Source organism: Streptomyces sp. NPDC050636 (genome assembly GCF_040654775.1).
GTDB lineage: Bacteria > Actinomycetota > Actinomycetes > Streptomycetales > Streptomycetaceae > Streptomyces.
Map to the genome: position 1 here is coordinate 19,256 of NZ_JBFAIP010000062.1, position 20,057 is coordinate 39,312.

15 protein-coding genes and 1 pseudogene are annotated in these 20,057 nt (G+C 70.5%); 8 read left to right on the forward strand and 8 right to left on the reverse strand.

Annotated features, from left to right (window positions below):
* Positions 1-197: 197 nt before the first annotated feature.
* The gene (locus AB0I10_RS29990) at positions 198-962 is read left to right on the forward strand and encodes an alpha/beta hydrolase (protein ID WP_363155800.1); all 765 of its coding nucleotides are present in this window, start codon (positions 198-200) and stop codon (positions 960-962) included.
* 55 nt (positions 963-1,017) lie between these two features.
* Here the strand turns inward: AB0I10_RS29990 and AB0I10_RS29995 are convergent, their stop codons facing one another.
* Entirely contained in the window at positions 1,018-3,078 is a 2,061-nt protein-coding gene (locus tag AB0I10_RS29995; protein WP_363155801.1) for a serine/threonine-protein kinase, read from the reverse strand.
* Between the two features lie 286 nt (positions 3,079-3,364).
* Between AB0I10_RS29995 and AB0I10_RS30000 the strand changes: the two genes are divergently transcribed.
* Positions 3,365-4,561: a DUF4185 domain-containing protein gene (locus AB0I10_RS30000; protein WP_363155802.1), complete on the forward strand. Its 1,197-nt coding sequence runs from the start codon at positions 3,365-3,367 to the stop codon at positions 4,559-4,561.
* Between the two features lie 104 nt (positions 4,562-4,665).
* Here AB0I10_RS30000 and AB0I10_RS30005 read toward each other — a convergent pair whose 3' ends face one another.
* Both AB0I10_RS30005 and AB0I10_RS30010 read right to left on the reverse strand, forming a co-directional pair.
* Positions 4,666-6,201 carry a CATRA conflict system CASPASE/TPR repeat-associated protein gene (locus tag AB0I10_RS30005; RefSeq protein ID WP_363155815.1) on the reverse strand — a complete coding sequence of 512 codons (1,536 nt, stop codon included), beginning with the start codon at positions 6,199-6,201 and terminating at the stop codon, positions 4,666-4,668.
* A gap of 28 nt (positions 6,202-6,229) precedes the next feature.
* Positions 6,230-6,634 (reverse strand): CATRA system-associated protein, encoded by a 405-nt coding sequence (locus tag AB0I10_RS30010; protein ID WP_363155803.1) that lies wholly within the window; start codon positions 6,632-6,634, stop codon positions 6,230-6,232.
* Between the two features lie 95 nt (positions 6,635-6,729).
* On the opposite strand from AB0I10_RS30010, the gene AB0I10_RS30015 reads away from it, so the two are divergent.
* On the forward strand, positions 6,730-7,155 hold the full coding sequence (locus AB0I10_RS30015; protein WP_363155804.1) for a hypothetical protein: 426 nt from the start codon (positions 6,730-6,732) through the stop codon (positions 7,153-7,155).
* A 53-nt stretch (positions 7,156-7,208) separates the two neighbouring features.
* The gene (locus AB0I10_RS30020; protein WP_363155805.1) at positions 7,209-10,571 is read left to right on the forward strand and encodes a CHAT domain-containing protein; all 3,363 of its coding nucleotides are present in this window, start codon (positions 7,209-7,211) and stop codon (positions 10,569-10,571) included.
* 37 nt (positions 10,572-10,608) lie between these two features.
* On the opposite strand, the pseudogene AB0I10_RS30025 reads toward AB0I10_RS30020, so the two are convergent.
* Together AB0I10_RS30025 and AB0I10_RS30030 are read right to left on the reverse strand one after the other, a co-directional pair.
* Positions 10,609-10,689, reverse strand: a pseudogene (locus AB0I10_RS30025) (short-chain dehydrogenase); the annotation flags it as partial.
* A 54-nt stretch (positions 10,690-10,743) separates the two neighbouring features.
* The gene (locus AB0I10_RS30030) at positions 10,744-11,523 is read right to left on the reverse strand and encodes a helix-turn-helix transcriptional regulator (protein ID WP_363155806.1); all 780 of its coding nucleotides are present in this window, start codon (positions 11,521-11,523) and stop codon (positions 10,744-10,746) included.
* Positions 11,524-11,646: 123 nt separating this feature from the next.
* On the opposite strand from AB0I10_RS30030, the gene AB0I10_RS30035 reads away from it, so the two are divergent.
* The 3 genes from AB0I10_RS30035 (at position 11,647) to AB0I10_RS30045 (ending at position 14,162) form a co-directional block, all read left to right on the forward strand.
* The gene (locus tag AB0I10_RS30035; RefSeq protein WP_363155807.1) at positions 11,647-12,219 is read left to right on the forward strand and encodes a class I SAM-dependent methyltransferase; all 573 of its coding nucleotides are present in this window, start codon (positions 11,647-11,649) and stop codon (positions 12,217-12,219) included.
* Positions 12,220-12,316: 97 nt separating this feature from the next.
* The gene (locus tag AB0I10_RS30040; RefSeq protein WP_363155808.1) at positions 12,317-13,048 is read left to right on the forward strand and encodes a VOC family protein; all 732 of its coding nucleotides are present in this window, start codon (positions 12,317-12,319) and stop codon (positions 13,046-13,048) included.
* Positions 13,049-13,205: 157 nt separating this feature from the next.
* Complete coding sequence (locus tag AB0I10_RS30045) at positions 13,206-14,162, forward strand: DMT family transporter (RefSeq protein ID WP_363155809.1); 957 nt, start codon at positions 13,206-13,208, stop codon at positions 14,160-14,162.
* 144 nt (positions 14,163-14,306) lie between these two features.
* On the opposite strand, the gene AB0I10_RS30050 is transcribed toward AB0I10_RS30045, so the two are convergent.
* The 3 genes from AB0I10_RS30050 to AB0I10_RS30060 all read right to left on the reverse strand — a co-directional run bounded on the left by AB0I10_RS30050 (position 14,307) and on the right by AB0I10_RS30060 (position 18,826).
* Positions 14,307-14,735, reverse strand: coding sequence for a hypothetical protein (locus AB0I10_RS30050; protein WP_363155810.1), 429 nt, complete (start codon positions 14,733-14,735; stop codon positions 14,307-14,309).
* A 400-nt stretch (positions 14,736-15,135) separates the two neighbouring features.
* Positions 15,136-15,711 carry a hypothetical protein gene (locus AB0I10_RS30055; RefSeq protein ID WP_363155811.1) on the reverse strand — a complete coding sequence of 192 codons (576 nt, stop codon included), beginning with the start codon at positions 15,709-15,711 and terminating at the stop codon, positions 15,136-15,138.
* Positions 15,712-16,297: 586 nt separating this feature from the next.
* A complete protein-coding gene (locus AB0I10_RS30060; protein WP_363155812.1) occupies positions 16,298-18,826 on the reverse strand; it encodes a SpoIIE family protein phosphatase in 2,529 nt (842 codons plus the stop codon).
* 380 nt (positions 18,827-19,206) lie between these two features.
* Here AB0I10_RS30060 and AB0I10_RS30065 point away from each other — a divergent pair.
* Positions 19,207-20,057 (forward strand): Hsp70 family protein (locus tag AB0I10_RS30065; RefSeq protein WP_363155813.1); only part of this gene is annotated, 851 nt, incomplete at its 3' end.

The window sequence follows — 20,057 nt, forward strand, 5'->3', positions numbered from 1 at the left end:
ATGACCCACGCGAACTAGCCCGTGCCGCACCAGGCGAGGAACTCGCTCGCCGTATGCGCCTGAACGGCTCACCCGCACCGGTCCGCGTGCGTGGCCCATTGACCTGCTCCGCCTGCGGTCGCGACACTCGGCGGGATGCCCTCCGGCATCCGTACCGCATTCCGTACCGGGCGACTACCTCGCGACCAGGGGGCATTGTGGCAGGACAGGTTCTTCCCTATGAGGTGCAGGGCATCGGCTCAGAGCGGGTCCTCGTGCTCCACAACTGGTTCGGCGACCGGTCAAGCTTCGACCCGATGCGCGAACACCTGGACGGGAACGCGTATCACTATGCCTTCCTGGACTGCCGCGGCTACGGCGAAGCGAAGCAGACCGACGGCGCATTCACGATGGAAGAGGTCGCCGAGGACGCCCTCGCCGTCGCCGACCACCTGGGCTGGGACACCTTCTCAGTCCTCGGTCACTCCATGGGCGCGAAGGCCGCCCAACTGATGCTGCTGGACGCCCCGTCGCGGATCCGCACAATCATCGGGGTCTCGCCGGTGCCCGCCTCCGGCTTCCCCCTTGAGGGCGAAACCTGGGAGCTGTTCGCCGAGGCCGCGAACAATCCCGGCAACCGTAGAGCCATCATCGACAACACCACCGGCGGACGCCACGGCGACGCCTGGCTGGATGCCATGGTGAGCCGCTCGGTGGGACGTTCCTCGGCGACGGCCTTCCGCGCTTACCTGGACTCCTGGGCGCGCACCGACTTCCACGAGCGGGTGAAGGACAACCCGGCGCCGGTAGCCCTCGTCGTCGGTGCGAACGATCCGGCGCTGGGATCCGAAGCCATGCAGGCCACCTGGCTGAAGTGGTATCCACACGCCGAGCTCACAGTACTCCCGGACGCGGGCCACTACGCGCCGCAGGAAACCCCCCAGGCGCTTGCCGCCGCCATCGAGCAGTTCCTCAGCCACTGACCTTTGCCGCGGGCTGGCATGTCCGACGTGCATGTCCGACGTGCATGTCGAGGCGTCAGGCGACCTTGGCGCAGATCATGGCCTCACCGCCGTAGACGTCCCACGCGTAGCGGTAGCGGCCGGGCTCGCTCGGGCAGGCGTCCGTGCCCGCCGAAGCCCGCATGACGGCCGTGACCTGCATGATGTAGTCGAACTCGCGCGGCACCTTGCTCGCGCTGCAGTTCCACAGGGTCAGCAGGTTCGCGCTGCGGGGGTGACCGCCCCCGGCCTTGGCCAGGAAGCACTGGCCCTTGCGGAACTGCCGTTCCACGCACAGATTGGTGGACGAGTAATCCTCGCCGGTATGGCTCCAGCCGCCCCGCCCCCCGTGGGACGGGCAGCTCCCGGACTCGGTGACGCTGAGCACCCGCAGATACGCGTTGGCCGCACCGCAGCCGACCCGCAGCGGTGCCGATCGGCTCCATCTGCCGTAGCCGTCCTGGTACGCGTCGAGGCAGTCACCGCTCCGTACGGAGGCGAAGGCCTCATCGACCGGGCTGGGGGTGCGGGACGCGGCGGTCGTGGGTGCCGCGGGTGTCGTGGGTGCCGCGGATGCCGTGGGTGTGGAATCGGATCCGTCGCCGGTGTTCGTACCGCTCGTGGAGGTGGAGCCGGTTCCGCCGCTCGTGTACGCACCGGCCGTAGACGGGGAACCGGTCCCGCCGCTCGTGTACGTCCCGCTCGACGAGCTGCCGGACGACCCGCTCGTCGAGCCGGCTGTGTCGTCGCCGTCCCAGGGATGCCAGATGAAGACCACGAACGCGATCGCCGCGATCACCGCCCAGAAGCAGCCGCCGGACGAGGAGTCGGCGGTCCGGGCGGCGGCCGGCGGCCGGGACGAGGAGGTCGCGCCGGTCTGCGCCGAGGCCCGCGCCGCCTGCTGCCGCCGTGCCTGTTCGGAGCGCTTGCTCCGCTCCCGCTCTTCGCGTTCGCGCCGCTGCTTCTCCTTGTTCTGTGCGGCCGCCCGCGCCTTGGCCGCCGCCCGCTTACGGTTCTCCTCCGCCCTGCGCTCCCGGGACTCGCGTGCCGCATGCTCCCGCTCTGCGCGGGCCTGCTGCGCCTGCTTCTGGCGTGCGGCCCGCTCCTCGGTGTAGGCGCGGGTGAGCCTTGGCGGCGGCACCCGGCGCGTCCGCGCATCGCTCGTGGGAGCCTCCGCACCCCCGTCCTCGCTCAGCGCCCGTCCCTGAGCCTCGTACTCCTCGATCAGTGCGGTCCACCGCGGCGGCAGCCAGTGCCCGCCGCGCCGCGACGTCGGCGCCCGGTCGAGTTCCTCCAGGCTGTGCCGCAACACATCGGCGGCTGCGGGCCGGTCGTCCGGATCGGCGGCCAGACACGGGCGGATCAGCGGGGCCAGTTCCTCGGGCAACCCCGTCAGGTCCAGTTCGCCGCGCTGTACGAGAGTCAGCAGCCGGATGGTGTCGTCGGTGTCGGGGTAGGGCGGGCGGCCGACGGCTATGTGGAAGAGCGTCGCGCCCAGCGAGTACACATCGGACGCCGCGGTGGACGGCTCCGCTTGCGCCTGCTCCGGCGAGGTGAAGGCGATGGTGCCCAGCGTCAGCGACGTACGCGTGATGTCGTTGGCGTGCGAGATGCCGAAGTCGATGAGGCGGGGCCCGGCCAGGGGCAGCAGGATGTTCTGGGGTTTGACGTCCCGGTGAACGATGTCCGCGTCGTGCAGGGTCACCAGGGCCTGCGCGGTGCCCGCCGCGATCCAGCGCACTGCCGGCCCGGGCAGCCGTCCCGCGCTGCGGACCAGCTCCGAGAGTGCGGGCGCCGGGATGTACTCGATGGCCATCCAGGGCCGCTCGGCGTCCGGATCGGCGTCGCGCACCCGGGCCGTGTAGGCGCTGTCGATCCGCCGGGCCAGCGTCACCTCGCGGGCGAACCGCCGCCGGTCGGTGTCGCTGACGACGCCCTCGGCCAACAGAGTCTTCACCGCGACGAGCGAGCCGTCCACCGTGGACCGCGCCAGATAGATCCGCCCCATGCCGCCCGAGGCGAGCCGCCTCAGCAGGCGGTAGCCACCGAGCCGCCGCGGGTCGTCGCCGCCGAGCGGCTTCATTCCCATACCGGCCATGCCGTGTCACCCTCCCCCTGGTCCCCCGGCCGTGACACGGGTCAAACAGTGCCACGCCAGCGGGAGTTGAGGAAGTCGACCCAGAGCCGGTTCAGCACCCGCCGGCCTTCACAGACGGTCGGGCCCCAGCGTCCGGTTGCGCTGTCCGGGGCGGATGACGGCGTACGCGGTGCCGCAAGGGAACCGGCCCATGAGCATGGCCGTCGAGCGCATCACCATCAATTCACTTATGACGGGCGGGACTTGGCATTGACGGTGCGGTGGCCGATTGACAGGGTGGCCGCGCATGTCCATTCACGACAGGGGGAATCACATGGGACACCGCAAGGACGACGCATTAGCAGACGCCGGGCAGGGCCGCTCGATGAGCCGGGCGAGGTTCCTGCGGACTGCCGCGGGGGCGGCGATCGGCGGGGGCGCACTGCTGGGTGGCGTCGGTGCGATGCAGGCGGTGGCCGGGCCGGGTGGCGGCTCGGCGCGGAAGAAGACCAAAGCGCTGAACGTCAGCCTGGTCAAGGACCTGACGGGGCCCGGGATCACCGATCGCTTCGGCATGGCGGCCACCGACCTCGGCGTTCCCGCCAGGGCGCCGGACGGACGACTGCTGTTCGTCTTCGGCGACACCTGGGAGGACCAGCCCTTCGGCAATGACTGGCGGGCACCGGTCGCGCTGTATTCGGAGACCACCGACCTGGCTCAGGGCATCGAGTGGTCCGGCGCCGTCGGCGGCGACCGGGCGCAGCAGCTGTGGCAGTACGACCACGGCAACCCGGAGTTCGACACGGTGCTGCCGGGTGATGTGATCACCATCGGCGACACGATGTACCTGCACGTGGCCGTCCAGAAGCCCTACCCCACCGTGGTGTGGACGGAGATCTGGAAGTCCACCGACTCCGGTGCCACCTGGGAGCACACCGGCTGCCGCTGGGGCAGGCCCGGCGACCCGGGCCTGAGCCCGCACTTCCAGATGGTGACATGGGGGCAGGGCAACAACGGCTACGTGTACTGCTGGTCGACCAGGTTCGACGGCCGCGAGTCGATCATCATGCACCGGGTGCCGGAGGACCAGATCACCAACCCGACGGCGTACGAGCCGTGGACCAGGACGGGCTGGGGCAGGTGGGGTGACGAGGCCGCGTTCGTCCTCACCGGCCAGTACCGCGAGCTGTGCTTGCGGCCGATCGACGGGAAGTGGCTGTTCACCGGGCTCGACGGGGTCGGTGGACGGATCGTCGCGCACATCCTGGACGTGCCGGACGGCGACCCGGGACCCGGTTACACCCTGGTCAAGGGCGTCACCTGGCCGGAGAACGACCCGAAGGCCGGGCGTGTCGCGCAGGCGTACGGCGGCTACGTCATCCCCGGCTCCACCCTCAACGACCTGCACATCACGGTCAGCCAGTGGGAGAACCCGGACCACCAGGTGCCGGACTCCTGGTCGTACCACGTGATGCAGTTCCGCATCCAGGGTCTGACCGGCTGACGTACGCGGACCGGGCGATCGACGCGGCACATCAACACGCCGGCCGGAACCTGCGAAAGGGGCTCGTCCCGACGTTGGTGACGGGTGACCCGCCCTCACCCGCCCTAACGCCGGCCCGCGCCGCGCCGATGCCGACGCATCATGCTGCGCCCGGCCAACAGGGACAGAGCAGCAAGCGCCCCAGCGGCCAGCAGCGACCAGCCGGGCCAAGGGCTGCGTCCCGTGGCGGCGAGCCAGCTCGCAGTGGTGATGAGCCAGCCGCCGGCGGCGCCCACCAGAGCGGCGCCCGTCAGGTCGAAGGCGGGCAGCGGGGCGTCGCGGCTGGTGCCGCGCGACCAGCGCAGTACGGCGCCCGGGAGGAACAGGGCCAGCGTGGCCAGCAGTGCGATCACCGGCGCCTGCAGCGGGCCGGGCAACGGCACGCGGTAGCCGAGGCCCTGGACGGCAGCGAGGGCCATGATCAGTCCGCCGAGGGACGAGCTCTGGATGACGGTCAGTTGCTGCTGATGGCGCTGGAGGAGTTGTTGGGTGACGGTGCCGGTCACCCGCGCGACCTCGTCGGCGCGCTGCCGTACGTTCTCCAACTGAAGCGCCTCGTCGTCCAGCTCGCGGCGCAGCCAGTCGGCGGTCGTCCGGTACTCGTCGAAGAGGCCACCCGGTGTGTCCCGGGGCAGTGGGTGTGCTGCCGACAGGGCGAGGTTGGAAGCGATGACATCGACGCTGCGGCGCATCCGTCGGACGTTTCCGAGTGTCGCGATGAGGCCGTTGCTCTGCAGCGTCTGCGTCTGCAGTCTGCTGTGTTCCGTCTCCGCGGCCACCAGTGCCTGGAGTCGTCGGGCGTCCGAGCGCGCGCCCGGGTTTCCGGTGATCCGGCTGTGCAGCGCGGTCAGTCTCCTGATGCTCGCCTCCACGTCCGCCCGTGCCACGCCCAGCGCCGCCCGCTCCCTCGCCAGCACTCCCATCTGATGCCGTAGCTTCGCGGCGTGCAGCAGGACACGGGTGAACGGGGCGGGTTCCAGCGGGCCCCGTGCCCAGCACCAGAAATCGAGCATCTCCTCGGCCCGGTCCGCCGCGTCAGGGCTGTCGTGCACCGCTACCGCGATCACACTCCGGACCGGTGCGTCGCGGCACGGCGTGGCATCCCACACCCGGAAGGTGTCACCGACCACGGTCATCGGCCTTCCCCAGCGCACCGGGTCACCCACCGCACGTGCCGCGTTGCGGACGGGCGTGGTGTCCGTGCCGGGGAGCAGGGCCCGGAAGAGGCGTACCTCTCCCAGGACTTCGGAGGGCGGCGGTGCCCCGATGACGGAGTCCCAACGCCGGGACAGATCGGCCCAGTTGTCGTCGCCATGGGCTTCGAGGGCCGCGGTCAGGACGAGGGTGTCGTGCAGCCGGTGGATCATGGCTTGAGCCAGGGCGGGTGAGTTCGCCGGTACGGTGCGGGCGGCGACCACCGCGTCTCCGGTGTCTCCGTCGCCGGGCGCGGGGAGTTCGTCAGGGAGCTCCAGGGGCGGGGCGTCCGGGACCGGCATCGGCTCGCGCATGCCCAGCTCGGCGCAGCCACGCCACATGCGGCGCAGATGGTCCGCGGCGGGACCCCCCGTACGGAAGCGGTCGGCGCGGACGAAGAGATGCACCAGCAAGGCGGCCCGCTCCAGGCCCGGGTCAGTGGGCAGGGGGTACCTCCGGGGGTTCCGGTGTCCCGGCCTGGTCGCCTTCCGGTTCTCGCTGCTGTTCCTGGTCCCGCTCTTGTCCCTGATCCGGTTCGTGTTGTGCGAGGTCTACCAGCCGGTCCAGCAGTTCGTTCGTTCCCTCGCGGACCGCCGGAGGCACCTCCAGCCAGTCGGGGGGCTCCGACTCCGCACGGCGCATACGCGAACCGAGGAGCCGTGCCACCTCGGCGCTCGCCCGGCGCAGCGTCCGTGCATCGCCTTCCCGCAACGCCACCATGGCGCGCCGCACCACATCCTGCAGGAGCTCCCAGTCGCCGGCCTCCAGACGGGCCTCCGCCACATCCTCCAGCCGACCGCGCAACTGGCCCGCCACCGTGCGCAGTTCACCTGCTCCCATGCGCCCCCCATACGACAGAAACACCGAGGGACACATCTTTTCACAGCGGCGGAGACAGACCAGAGTGGTGGCGATTCCGACAACGGGGGTAGTTCATGGCCGAGTTCGGCAGCCGTACGCAGCTGTTGTCCGAACTGACGTGGCGGATCGCGCAGTTCGAGCAGAGCGGGGAGCCCCGGTTGATCACCAGCCGGGAGACGCGTGCTGTGGTCACCCAGCTGCGGCGGGTGGTTTTCGGGGTGCGCTCCGGTCCCGCGCCCTGCGATCTGGACGTCATCGAGGCCGTCGCCCGCTACCACATGCACCGGCACGAGCTGACGGCTGACGAGTCCGAGCAGGCGGAGGCGCTCACACTCTCCCTGATCCTGCACCAGCGCGCGCCCGCGCGGGTGCCGGAAGGGGTAGCCATGTATCTCGGGCTCATGGCGGATCTGATTCCCGTTCCTGCGGAGCGGCTGCTGGAGGGCCTCGCCGCGCAGGAGCGGCTCGGCCCGCAGCGGGGACTGGGGAGCAGCCGGTGAACGGGGAAGACCGTGTAAAGCCGTCCGTCCAGAGGTTCATGGGGGCGGTTCCCGTGGCGGAGATCGACCGTATGGTCAGTGAGTGGCGGGCGGAGCTCGCCGACCTCGCCGAGGACGCCCCGGAACGCCGCAAGCAGGTCCACGTCCTGGCCATGACGCTGCATCAGCGCTTTCTGCGGACCCGGTCCGAGCCGGATCTCGACGAGGCGATCGCCCTGGTCCGGGAGGACCTCCCGAGTGCGGACGGACAGCATCTGCTCGGCGTTCTGCTCCAGGAACGCTCCCATGTGCGCCAGGGAGGCAGCGATACGACGGATGCCATCGCGGCCTTCCGGGCCGCGCTGGCACACCACGGCGACGATGCCGATGCGGCGCACACGGCCCGGCTGAACCTCGCCGGACTGCTGGAGACGAAGTACGAACGGGACCATGACCGGGCGGCCGTCGACGAGGCCATCGAGATCTGCACCAGGGAAGTCTCCGGCGCCATGGCCGACGGCAACGACGACCGGACGGCCAACTCGCTGCTCGCACTGGGCCAGGCGCTCTCTGTCCGCGCGCAGCACAGCGGGGTGACGGCGGATGCGACCGCGGCCGTCGACGCACTGCGGCGGGCCGCCGATCTGACGCTCCCCGGCAGCGACGACGAGTGCGTGTTCCTCCAGTCGCTGGGCACGGCGCTGTACTTCCTGTTCCGCCGGAACGACGACCCCGAGGTGCTTGAGGAGGCGATCGACGCCCTCTCCGCCGCGCTGTACGTCTCCGGCAATGACGTCAGGAGCCGCGCCCTCATGGTGTCGAATCTCCTGCCACCCCTTCGGGCGCGCTTCGAACGTACCGGCAGCGACGAACGGCTGGACGAGCTGATCGGTATGTGCCGTGAGCTGACGGGCAGCTTGCCGGAAAGCTCCGCGGACCGGGCGTTCGTGGTCCTCAACCGGTGCTCGGCCCAGCTGTTGCGCCACCGGCACAGCGGCCGGGACGCGGATCTCCAGGAAATCCTCGACGACCTGGGCCGGATCCTGGCCGGGCCGCCGCTGCCCGGTCCGCTGGGCCGGAGTGTGCTCGGCACCCAGGCGATCGCGCTGCGCCGGAAGTTCGAGCGGACATACGAGACCGGCTGGCTCGACCGGTCCGTGGACGCCGCGCGGCAGGCCCTCGACGCCTGGCCGCGGGAGGACTTCTCCGCCTACTACACCGCCTGCAGCGCGCTCGCCAGCACACTCGCGACGCGCTTCGACCACCGGGGCTCGCTCGCCGACCTCCAGGAAGCCGCCACGCTGTTCGCCGCCGGACTCCGGAATCTGCCGGAGACGTACGCGGACCGCCACGTGGGCTGGTCGGACCACGGCAGGGTGCTGCTCCAGCTGTACGACCGCACCGGTGACCCCGACCTGCTCGACGGGGCCCTGGCCGCCTGCGCGAGCGCCGTCGAACTGCTTCCGCAGGGGCACACCCGGCTCCCCGACTACCTCACCAACCTCAGCGCCACCCTGCTGGCCCGGTACACCTCGGGCGGGCAGCTAGCGGACCTGGAGGCGGTCATCGCCACCAGGAAGGACGCGTTGCAGCTGCTGCCGGACGGCCACCCGGACATCCGCGCCCGGCATGGCGGACTGTGCACCGCGCTGCGGCATCTGTACGAGCACACCGGCTCCGCCGACGCGCGAGAGGAGGCGGTGCGGCACGGCCGGAAGGCTCTCGCGGATCTCTCCGGGGAACATCCCGACTGGCCCGGATACGCCTACAACCTCGCAGCCGCGCTGCCGCCCAAGGAGGCCATGCCCCTGTTCCGCGGGGCCGAGGCACATCCCACCGCCCCGGCCCGGCTGCGGCTGCACGCGGCCATGGCCTGGGGCGGGGCGGCGGCCCGTACCGGGGACCTGGAGTCGGCGGCCGAGGGTTACGCGGCGGCGGTGGCGCATCTGCCGCAGGCGGCCTGGCTCGGGCTCGATCTGAGTGACCGTCAGCACTTTCTCACCGAGGCATGGGGCGCCGGCTGTGAGGCCGCTGCGGCGCATCTGGACCTCGGGCAGCCGGAACGCGCCGTCGAACTGCTGGAACAGGGCCGCGGGGTGCTGCTCTCACAGGCACTCGACCTGCAAGCCGATCTGACCCGACTGCGTGCGGTGGACGAGCAGTTGGCGCAGGAGCTGGACGCGGTGCTGCGCGGTCTGGAGTCCGCCGCCTCGCGGGATGCGGACGTGACCGAGCGGCAGCGGCTTGCGGACCGGCGCACGGCGCTGCTCGCCCGCGCCCGGTCCCTGGACGGGCTGCACGACTTCCTCGCCGCCCCCTCGTACGCGCAACTGTCCGCGGCCGCCGCCGGGGGCCCGGTGGTCCTGCTCAACACCGCCGCCTCCCGCTGTGACGCCATCGTGGTCGAGGCCGGCCGGCCGCCGCGCTTCCGCCGGTTGCGGACGCTGAGCCTGGAATCCGTACGGGAGCAGGCCGAACTTCTCGACGAGGCGTTCCGCAGCGGGGACAAGGCACGCATCAAGGACACGCTCACCGAACTGCTCGGCTGGCTGTGGGAGCACGTCTGCGAGGAAGTGCTCGACGAGCTGCTGGACTACCGGGGCGAGCCCGGTCCCGACGGCCTGCTGCCCCGTGTCTGGTGGTGCCCCACCGGGCTGCTCACCCTGCTTCCCGTGCACGCCGCCGGGCAGTACGACGACGATGACGATGACGACGGCGGCAGTCCCGGCCGGCCGGCCGTGCCGCTGCGCACCGTCAGCTCCTACACCCCGACCCTGCGCGCGCTCATCGACGCCCGTTCCCGCCGCACCTCGGCCGCCGTACCGCCGCAGCCCGCCGATGCGCCCATGACCGTACTGGCCGTACCCCAGTCGGCCGCGCTCGACGCAGATCCACTGCCGAAGGCCGAGAAGGAGGCCCGTAAGGTCGCGGACCTGCTTCCGGGCGTGCGTCCCCTCATCGGCCCGGAGGCCACCCGCGACCGGCTGCTCGCCGGTCTGCGCACCCGGCCCTCCCTGCACTTCGCCGGGCACGGCTACCAGCATCTGTCGGACCCGGTCCGCTCCTTCCTGCTCTGCCACGACGGCCCGGTCACCGTGGCGGATGTCGCCACCCACCGCTCCCCCGCCGCCGAACTGGCCTTCCTTTCCGCCTGTGAGTCCGCCCGCAGCACCGCCGGTCAGGCGGACGAGGCCGTCCATCTGGCCGGCGCCATGCAACTGGCCGGATTCCGGCATGTCATCGCCACTCAGTGGGTTCTCAGGGACGTCGTCGCCACGGAGGTGGCGGAAGCGGTGTACACCGGCCTCGGCCCGCCCACCGCGGGCGGCTGGGCGGACGGCGCCGCCCGCGCGCTGCACAAGGCGGTCGCCGACCAGGGCGCCGCCACCCGCGAGAACCCGGACCTGTGGGCGACATACGTCCATGTCGGCCCTTAGCGCGTGACCGGCCGGTGCACAACGAGGGGCGGACCCAGAGGGCAGTGCAGCCGCCGTCCACAGGGACCGCACCTCCCGTGATGAACGACGCCTGGTCGCCGCAGAGCCAGGCCGCGGCGCACAATAGCCCTACGGCGCCACGGGCTACGGGCTACGGGCTACGGGCTACGGGCTACGGCGCGAAATACGTCCCCGGTGGCACCCCGACCGTGCGCCGGAAGGCCGCGACGAAGGCGCTCGGGGACGCGTAGCCCACCCGCGCGGCCACCGCCGCGACCGTCGCCCCGGCTGCCAGCAGCGGCATCGCGGCCTGCAGCCGGGCCCGGGTGCGCCACTGCCCGTACGGCATGCCGGTGTCCGCGACGAACGCACGGGCCAGCGTCCGCCCGCTCGCGCCCACCTGGGCACCCCACTGCGCCAGCGTCCGCTCGTCGGCCGGATCGGCGCGCAGCGCCTCCGCGACCCGGCGCGCCCGCGGGTCGCGGGGCATCGGGGCCAGCACCGTGGTGACCGACACCGGGCGCAGTTGATCCAGTACGACCGCCTCGGCCCGATCGCGGGCGGCCGCGTCCAAGGTGTCGTCAGCCAGGTACGAGATCAGCTCCCGCAGCAGCGGCGACACACCGACGACTGTGGGGGCGGACCAGTCGACCGGGCAGCTGTCCGGCAGGTAGTAGAGGCTCCGGAACAGGGCCGGACCTGCGGCCCCGGTGGCGTGCGCGGTGCCGGCCGGAATCCACAGGGCCATCGACGGTGGCAGCACCCAGGTGTTCCCCGTGGCCCGAACGGCCAGAACTCCCCGCTGCGCCCAGGCCAGTTGATGGTGTTCGTGCCGATGCCGCCGGAACCACTGCCCGCCGTCCATCGCGAAGCTCCCGACCACTACGGCGGATTCGGCAAGCCCCGCCGCGGCAACCAGGGCTCCCCCCAACGGCTTTCCCTCCTGTCCCATTCCCTGTCCTGCCAGCTGCCCATCTGGCCGTCGTTCCGGCCGCCCTTCTGCCTGTCCTTTTAACGACATGAGTTGTCTTCCCATCGCGTGGCGGACACATCAGCGCCTTCCTAGCATCGCTGTATGCCGATGAACCTCTTTCACCAGTGGCTCTGCAACTCCGCCAAGTGGTCCGCCGCAGTGGAGGAGAAGCTGCTGCCGTGGGCCCTCGACGGGGTCGAGTTCGGGACCGATGTGCTGGAGATCGGACCCGGATACGGCGCCACCACACGCGTGCTGGCGCGCCAAGTCCCCCGGCTGAGTGTGATCGAGGTCGACCGGGACTCCGCCGACGGCCTGCGGCGCGAGTACGGCGACGCCATCGATGTCGTGCACGCGGACGCCACCGCCATGCCGCTGTCCGGGCAGCGCTACGACGCGGTCCTGTGCTTCACGATGCTGCATCATGTGCCGTCTCCGCAGGACCAGGACCGCCTGTTCGCAGAGGCCTTCCGCGTGCTGCGCCCCGGCGGGGTCTTCGCCGGCTGCGACTCGGTGACCAGCAGGCGCTTCCGAATGATCCACCTCGGCGATACGTGCGTCCCGGTGCCGCCGGAGAGCCTGCCGCAGCGGCTCCGCCATGCCGGTTTCGAGGCGCCGGAGACGTCGGTCAGCAAGACCGGCAGCGCCTTCCGCTTCCGCGCCGTACGACCGTAGCCGCACACCACACACCGAACTCCGCACACCGCACACCGCACACCGCACACCGCACACCGCCAATCACCACCCGGGCACCGCCCAAAGGAGAACACCCATGCCGCTCCACCCTGAGTCACCCTCCTTCGACCACCTCCTCCACTGCGTTCCCGACGTCGAAGCCGCCGTAGCGGCCTACACCGCGACCGGTCTGCCGGCCCATACCAACCCGCCGTACCTGGGGTTCCAGAACGGCGCCTGGCGGCTGGACACCCGCTATATCGAGATCCTCACCGTCGTCGACCGCGCCGAGTTCGCGCCGTCCCCGTACGGCCAGGCCATGGCCGACTGGATGCCCCGCGTCGACGAACTCTTCGCCGCAGGCGGTGGCGCACTGAACTTCGCCATCCATGTCACCGATGTGGGCGCCACCACCGAGCGCCTGCGGCGCGAGGGCCACCAGGTCGAGTTGCTGACCTTCGCACGTGAGGGGTCCCCGGTGTCGTTCCAGGAGGCGATGCTCATCGGCGCCCCGCCGTGGGCGCCGTTCTTCATCACGTACCGCCCGGACCGCCAGGTCATTCTCGACAAGTACAGCGCGGGACGGGTTGCCCGCGGCCCGCACGACCTGGCCGGCTTCGTCATCGAGACACCCGACCCGCTCGCCTCCGCCGCCTGGCTGAGCCGGCTCACCGGCATCCCGCTCGGTACCTCCGACAGCGTCGTCCCCCTGCCCGGCGGCCAGGTGCACTTCGTTCAAGGTCCGGCCGACCGCATCACCGCCCTCCTGCTGGCGGAGGGAAATCCCCCTACGGCGACTGTCAACGGCCTGGAAATGCGCGCTTTGTAGCGCCGCCGAAGCGATACGCGGGGAGCTTGCGCAGCCCATCGAGCCCCGTCCCACACCCTGCGTCGAGGAGCGGGGTCGGTCGCGGCCGGCACGAAGCGCCACCTGATCAGCGAAATTTCGTTGAGCGCCGATACATTCACGACCTAGCGTCACCGCCATGAGAATCCCGCCATACACCGGCCGGCGCAGCGAATGGCCCGCCGTGGCCGCCGCAGCGATCACCGTCGTGCTCTGGGCCTCGGCCTTCGTCTCCATCCGCAGTGCCGCTTCGGCCTATTCTCCGGGCGCCCTGGCGCTCGGACGACTCCTCGCAGGGACCCTGGCACTCGGAGCAATCAGCCTGATACGCCGCGAAGGGTGGCCACCACGGGCCGCCTGGCCGGGCATCGTCTGCTCGGGGGTTCTGTGGTTCGGCCTCTACATGGTGGTACTCAACTGGGGCGAGCAGGCGGTCGACGCGGGCACAGCGGCGATGATCGTCAACATCGGGCCGATTCTCATCGTGCTGCTGAGCAGCAGGCTCCTGGGAGAAGGACTACCACGCCCACTGCTGGCAGGCATGGCGGTGTCCTTCGCCGGTGCGGTGGTCGTGGGGCTCTCGATGTCCGACGCCGGCGGCGCGTCCGTACTCGGCGTGCTGCTCTGTCTGCTGGCCGCGGTGTCGTACGCCGGCGGTGCCGTCGCCCAGAAGCCGGCGCTGCGGCATGCCGGAGCGCTCCAAGTGACCACGTTCGGCTGCCTGGTGGGGACGGTGGTCTGCCTGCCCTTCGCCGGAACGCTCGTATCGCAGGCCGCGCACGCACCGCTGACCGCAACGCTCAACATGCTCTATCTGGGCATCTTCCCGACCGCCCTCGCTTTCACCACCTGGGCTTTCGCCCTGGCCCGCACCACCGCTGGCCGGATGGGCGCCACCACCTACGTGGTGCCGGCTCTGGTGGTACTCATGTCCTGGCTGGTGCTGGACGAGATCCCGGGGCTGCTCACCCTGGCCGGCGGAGCCCTTTGCCTGGCCGGGGTCGCGGTATCCCGCCGCCCGTCCCGCTCGGGGCAACCGACGTCCGTGGCAACCAAGGTCGAGGACGACAAGGCCACCGAGGCATCGGCGAAGTGAGGCGAGACGAGGGGAACCGGCCGGCCACCTCGTTGCCGACATAAAAATGCAGGACCCGGATGCACGTGCCTTCGAGGTGCGGCACACCCCGGCAGACGGCGGGCCGTCCGGTCCGCCGTCTGCCGGGGGCGGCGACAGCCGCGTTTACAGAACCACGGAGGTCTCCTGCCTCGCGTAGCTGAACCCGTCATTGTCGAAGTAGAAGACGGTCACCTTCACCTTGTCGCCCTTGGCGAAGTGCGAACCGACCGCCGGGCGCATGGTCACGTTCGCGGCGTGGCTGTCGTAGTCGCAGGCGAGCTTGTCGGCCTTGATGGTGCCCGCGGCGACCGACTCATCCGACCCAGTCTGGTTGATCTTGGTTGCATTGGCGACCAGTTGGTGGTTCATGCCACGGTCGCAGGAGTACGTGACGTTCACCTGTAGGTCTGGCGCACGGAGCGAGACCTTGTCTATGGCCAGCAGGTTCGCCTTGGCGACAGCCGAAGGTGCGGCGGCCAGTACACCCGCACCGGCCAGGATGGCGACGGCTGCGGTTCCGGCGAGACGACGCCGGAGATGCGATGACTTCATCGAGGATTCCTTCCCCCCGCGCGGTCACCCGGTGGTCTGATACGGCGGAGATTCTCCGGCTGTGCGGGTGACTGCGACAGTTGTTCGTTTTGGATCATGATCATACGTGATCTCCCCTGTGAACCTGAATAGGCATTCGTCACAGTTGGGGTTCCACCGAGGAACGTGCCCCGGCCGCTTCCCGGGCCGAGGCGAGGCGAGGCTGAGCGGCCCTGGCCGAGCTCACTTGCCCGTCGGCGGTCGGCCGCCCGGCGTGAAAGGCAGCCATCCGGAATGTTCAACTACCAGCAGCAGCCACTGACCGGCTTCGTCGCCCTGGCCTGCATCGGCTGCTGATCGCTGTGAAGAAGCCGCCCGACGCAACTGAGGTTCGTCGGGCGGCTCGTGTCGCTGCTTTGGGTCACCAGGTGTGTGCGACGTCCACGATCAGCTGGTCGCCGGACTGGAGCACGCGGAACGGCAGCTTGGCGCGGACGCCCAGGCCGACCTGGGTCTGCCCCTCGAAGCTCGCTCCGAACTTGGTGTCCTTGAACGTCTTGTAACCGGTGATGTTCACGCCCGGCAGCGGCTTCCCGGCCCTCCCGGCGTAGGTCTGCCTGCCGGTCGCCGGGTCGTGGCTCGGCGCGGACACATAGATTTGCAGGATGGCGCCGCCGTTGACCGGTATCTGCTCACCGGAGCCGTCCTGGTGGAACTTGTCGACGTAACCGACGTGGTAGCCGAGCTTGCCGGTCGCTCCGCTGATGTCGAAGACCATGCGGTCGTAGCATGCGCTCTGGCTGGTCTTGATGTTCTTCAGCGGCTTGCCGTTCGCGTCCGTGGCCGACTTGTCGCCGCTGCCCCAGACGGTCGAACAGGCCGTGGCCGAGGCGGCCTTGCCCCCCGGTCCGGTCGCGGCGCCGGCCACTCCGGCCGTACCCGCCAGCCCAGCGCCCGCGAGCGCGAGCGCCGCGGCCGCTGTCCCCAACCGTCGCATGAATTACCCCCAAGAAGAATCGAGTTACAGGTGCGTGCGGGAGGACGGGCGGGTTTGGGGCGGGGTTGTGCGGTGGCTGAATTTTCGCCAACGGTGACGCGAAGTCGTTGCGAAGGCGGGGTGTTGAGCGCCGGGCGTCTGTAGCGGCACCGGGCGTGTGCAGCAGCACCGGGCGTCTGCAGCAGCACTGCGCGGGGAGCCCGTGCGGAGTCGCCCGGCGAGATGCGCTCGAACAAGGACAGCTGCGTTGTTCGCGTTTACGCTGACAGTGTGTCGAATACCGAGTTAGAGCGGCTGGCGAGGATCCGGATGCAGGTCACTGGAGAGAGCCTTGAGCGCGCCGTGGCAGCCCTCCAAGGGCACCCCGAACCCACTGGCCAAGAGACGCAACCGCCTGAGCCGCGGCCGGGCGAGCACACGCCGCCATCGCTGCGCGCCGTGCCCTGACACGTCGGCCGGCGCGGCTGCCGCGCCCCCCTCGCCACCCCCGCCATCCCCGCGCTACCCGCGCCGACGCACCGACGCACCGACCTCACCGACCTCACCGACCTCACCGACCTCACCGACGAGCCGGCACCGGTGCAGATCAACCGTATTCCGTGAGCAGCAGAGCGATGTCGTCGGCGCGGTAGGACGAGCGTCCGGCGTCGTACAGGAGACGGTCGGCGAGTTCGTCCAGGGAGTCGGCGCGGGCGTGGGCCAAGGATGCCCGTAGCCGGTCGATGCCGACGTCGATGTCGGTCGAACGCTCCTCGACCAGGCCGTCCGTGTAGAGGGCCAGGACGGAGCCCGGCGGGAGGGCGATCGGGGTTTGCGGGTATTCGCTTGAGCGGTCCACGCCCAGGAGGGGGCCGGCCTCCAGGTGCACGACGGTGGTCGTTCCGTCGGGACGGCGCAGAAGTGGTGGTGGGTGGCCGGCGCAGACGGCGTGCGCGCGGTGGGTGTGAGGGTCGAATTGGACGTAGCAGCAGCTGGCGAGGAGCCCGGGGTCGAGGTCCATGAGGATGTGGTTGGCGCCCGCCAGTACCTCGCCGGGTGTGTGGCCTATCGTCGCGAAGGCACGTACGGCGCTGCGCAGCTGAGCCATGGTGGCCGCGGCGGGGATGCTGTGTCCCTCTACGTCTCCGATGACGAGGGAGACTCCGCTACCGGTGGGGATGACGTCGTACCAGTCGCCGCCGATATCCATGCCTTTCGTGCAGGGCAAGTAGCGGGCGGTGGTGTGGATGTCGGGGAGTACGGGCAGCCGGTGCGGCAGCAGCGCCTGTTGAAGGCCGCGGGCGAGGGCGAACTCGGAGTCGTAGAGCCGTGCTCGTTCCAGGGCCTGGGCGATCAGCCCGGCGAGCGCGGTCAGGACGCTGCGGTCCTTGGCCGTGAACCGGTGGACCTCGTCGAAGCCGAGGACGCAGGTGCCGACGGGGCGGCTGGAGGCGATCAGCGGCAGGTACGCCCAGGAGCTCACCTCGCCCACGGGGATGCCCGGGTAGCCCTCGGAGAGGTCCTCCTGCGACTCGATGAACAGGGGGACTCCGGAGGTCAGGGCCTCGGTACCGGGCAGCTGGGCATGGAGCGGCATGCCTTCCAGCCAGTCGAGGAAGCTCTCGTGGTGGCCGGTGTGGAGGAGCAGGTGCATCGTGCCCTCACGGACCACGTAGATCGCCAACTGCTGGCCACCGAAGGCCGGGAGGAGCTGGTCGGCGACGACGTCGCAGACTTCGCTGGCGGTGACCGCCTCGGTCAGTGCGCTGCCCAGCTGGAGGACGTGGTACATGACGCCCAGGCGTGCCGGTGCGGCGGCTGGGGGTGCCATGGCGGCCGGTGCGGCGGGGGCCGTGTCGGCTGAGGGGGGCCGGCCCACGGCAACCGCTCTGCCGGTCACGCCGTCCGCGTCCGGATGGAGGGAGAAGGCGAGCCACTGGTCGGGCGGGCGGCAGGCGAGGAAGGAAGCCGGCATCTGCGAGATCATCACGGACCGGTGCCGGTACTCGATGGCGGGATCGGACAGCCATGGCAGGACGTCCCAGAGGCACTGCCCGAGCAGTTCCTCGTCCCGTACGCCCAGCAGCTGTTCAAGGCTGCGGTTGGTGTAGGTGACCCGCCCGTCCGGCGCGAGCGAGAACAGCCCGTCCCGCAGCCGCTCGACCGCGGCGACGGCCGCATTGCCGGCCCGTGCGTCGACGGCCGCGCCGACGAGGTGGGTACGCGCCCGATCGTCGACGACTTCCGGTACCCGGCCCCACAGCTCGATCGTGCGGTACTCCTCGCTGCCATGGTCGCCGTCCCCGCCTGTTCCGGTATCCCCGCCTGTTCCGGCACCCCCGCCGTCCCTGGCACCCCCACCGCCCCTGCTTTCTCGTGCGCGCAGGCGCCGCGCCGTGATCCGGCCGTCGGCGGCTGCCGCGCGGGCAGCGGCACGGAAGGCGGCGCGGTCGCCGGGGTGGAGGCGGGAAGCGAGCGTCTCGGCCCTTCCGTCGAAGGCACCGGGCTCCAGGCCGAAGATCGCGCAGAATTCGTCGTCCACGGTGAGGGCGTCGGTGACGAGGTCCCAGTCGAACAGGCCGACCCGGACGCCCGGTGCGGAAGGAGCCGGGATCTCGACGGGAACCGTCTCCGGGTCACACTCGATGGGATCGCCCGTACGGGCGGAGAGGGCGGCGAGGGAGGCGCCGAGCCGGTTGGCGGCGGCTCGCAGATGGCGGCGCTGGGCCTTGGGCAGCCCCTCGGTGCCGGGTTCCGCCGCCCATACGATCGCCAGCGCCCCGAAGGTCTCATCGCCCGTGCCCACCGGCACCGAGCAGGAGCCGAAGGCGTACGGCAGAGCCACCGCGAGCTGGGGGAACCGGCGCACCGTCTCGTCGGCGTCGGCCAGGTGGATCGTGCGCCCGGAGCGGTATGCCACGGCGATCGGGATAGGACTGCTCACCGGAATGAACCGCCAGCCGCCCAGCTGCGAGGGGGGCACCCCGCAGGTCGCGGCGAGCACGACCGAGCGGCGGTCACGGGAGCGGAGAAAGACGCTTGCGGCGTACGCATCCGTCCCCTGGACGGCCTTGACGACGGCCGCTGCCAGTAGGTCCGCACGCTCCACCGTCTTGCCGACGGTCACACCGCCCATATGTCCAGTGTGCGCAGTGTTGGACCGTCGGCCCAATGTGGGTGGCCCGCCGACCCACATACGTGAACCACCGCGCCTGCCGCCCACACACCCGGCGCTTTTGCTCGATTTTGAGCATCTTGACACGCGTGTCGGCGCGTTTTATGCAGTTTGTGGAGGAAAAGTGGCAGGCGGTCCGCTCTCCAAGACAGCACATGAGAACGCCTGTGAGGTGAGGCCTGAGGGCTGCCCGGCATCTCGTGCCGGTCGCCCTCATGAGTGCGCGGGCGCCGGGCCCGGGTCCACGTAAGGGTCCGCCCGCGATCGGCCCGTACACCACAGCCATCACCGCTCCCGGGTCGGGACCGCTCTGGGAGTGGACCGCAAGTGAGGAGAGGGCCATGGCACGTGCAGTGGGCATTGACCTCGGTACGACGAACTCGGTGGTCAGCGTGCTGGAGGGCGGCGAGCCCACGGTCATCACGAACACCGAGGGCGCCCGTACCACCCCGTCGGTGGTCGGGTTCGCCAAGAACGGTGATGTGCTGGTGGGTGAGGTCGCCAAGCGGCAGGCAGTGACCAACATCGAGCGGACCGCGCGGTCGGTCAAGCGCCACGTCGGCGAGGCGGAGTGGCGCTTCCCGAGCAGCGGTGACATCGACGGCAAGAGGTACACCGCGCAGGAGATCTCCGCCCGGGTGCTCCAGAAGCTCAAGCGCGACGCCGAGTCGTACCTGGGCGAGGAGGTGACGGACGCCGTCGTCACCGTTCCGGCGTACTTCAACGACTCCCAGCGCACGGCGACCAAGGAGGCCGGGGAGATCGCGGGCCTGAACGTGCTGCGGATCATCAACGAGCCGACCGCCGCGGCGCTCGCCTACGGCCTCGACAAGGAGAACGACCAGACGATCCTCGTCTTCGACCTCGGCGGCGGCACCTTCGACGTGTCGCTGCTGGAGATCGGCGAGGGCCTGGTGGAGGTCAAGGCCACCAACGGCGATACGCACCTGGGCGGCGACGACTGGGACCAGCGGGTCGTGGACCACCTGACCAAGCAGTTCAAGAACGCCTACGGCATCGATCTGTCGAAGGACAAGATGGCCACCCAGCGGCTGCGTGAGGCAGCGGAGAAGGCGAAGATCGAGTTGTCGGCGGCGACCGAGACGACGATCAACCTGCCCTACATCACGGCCTCCGCCGAGGGCCCGCTGCACCTGGACGAGAAGCTCACCCGGGCGCAGTTCCAGCAGCT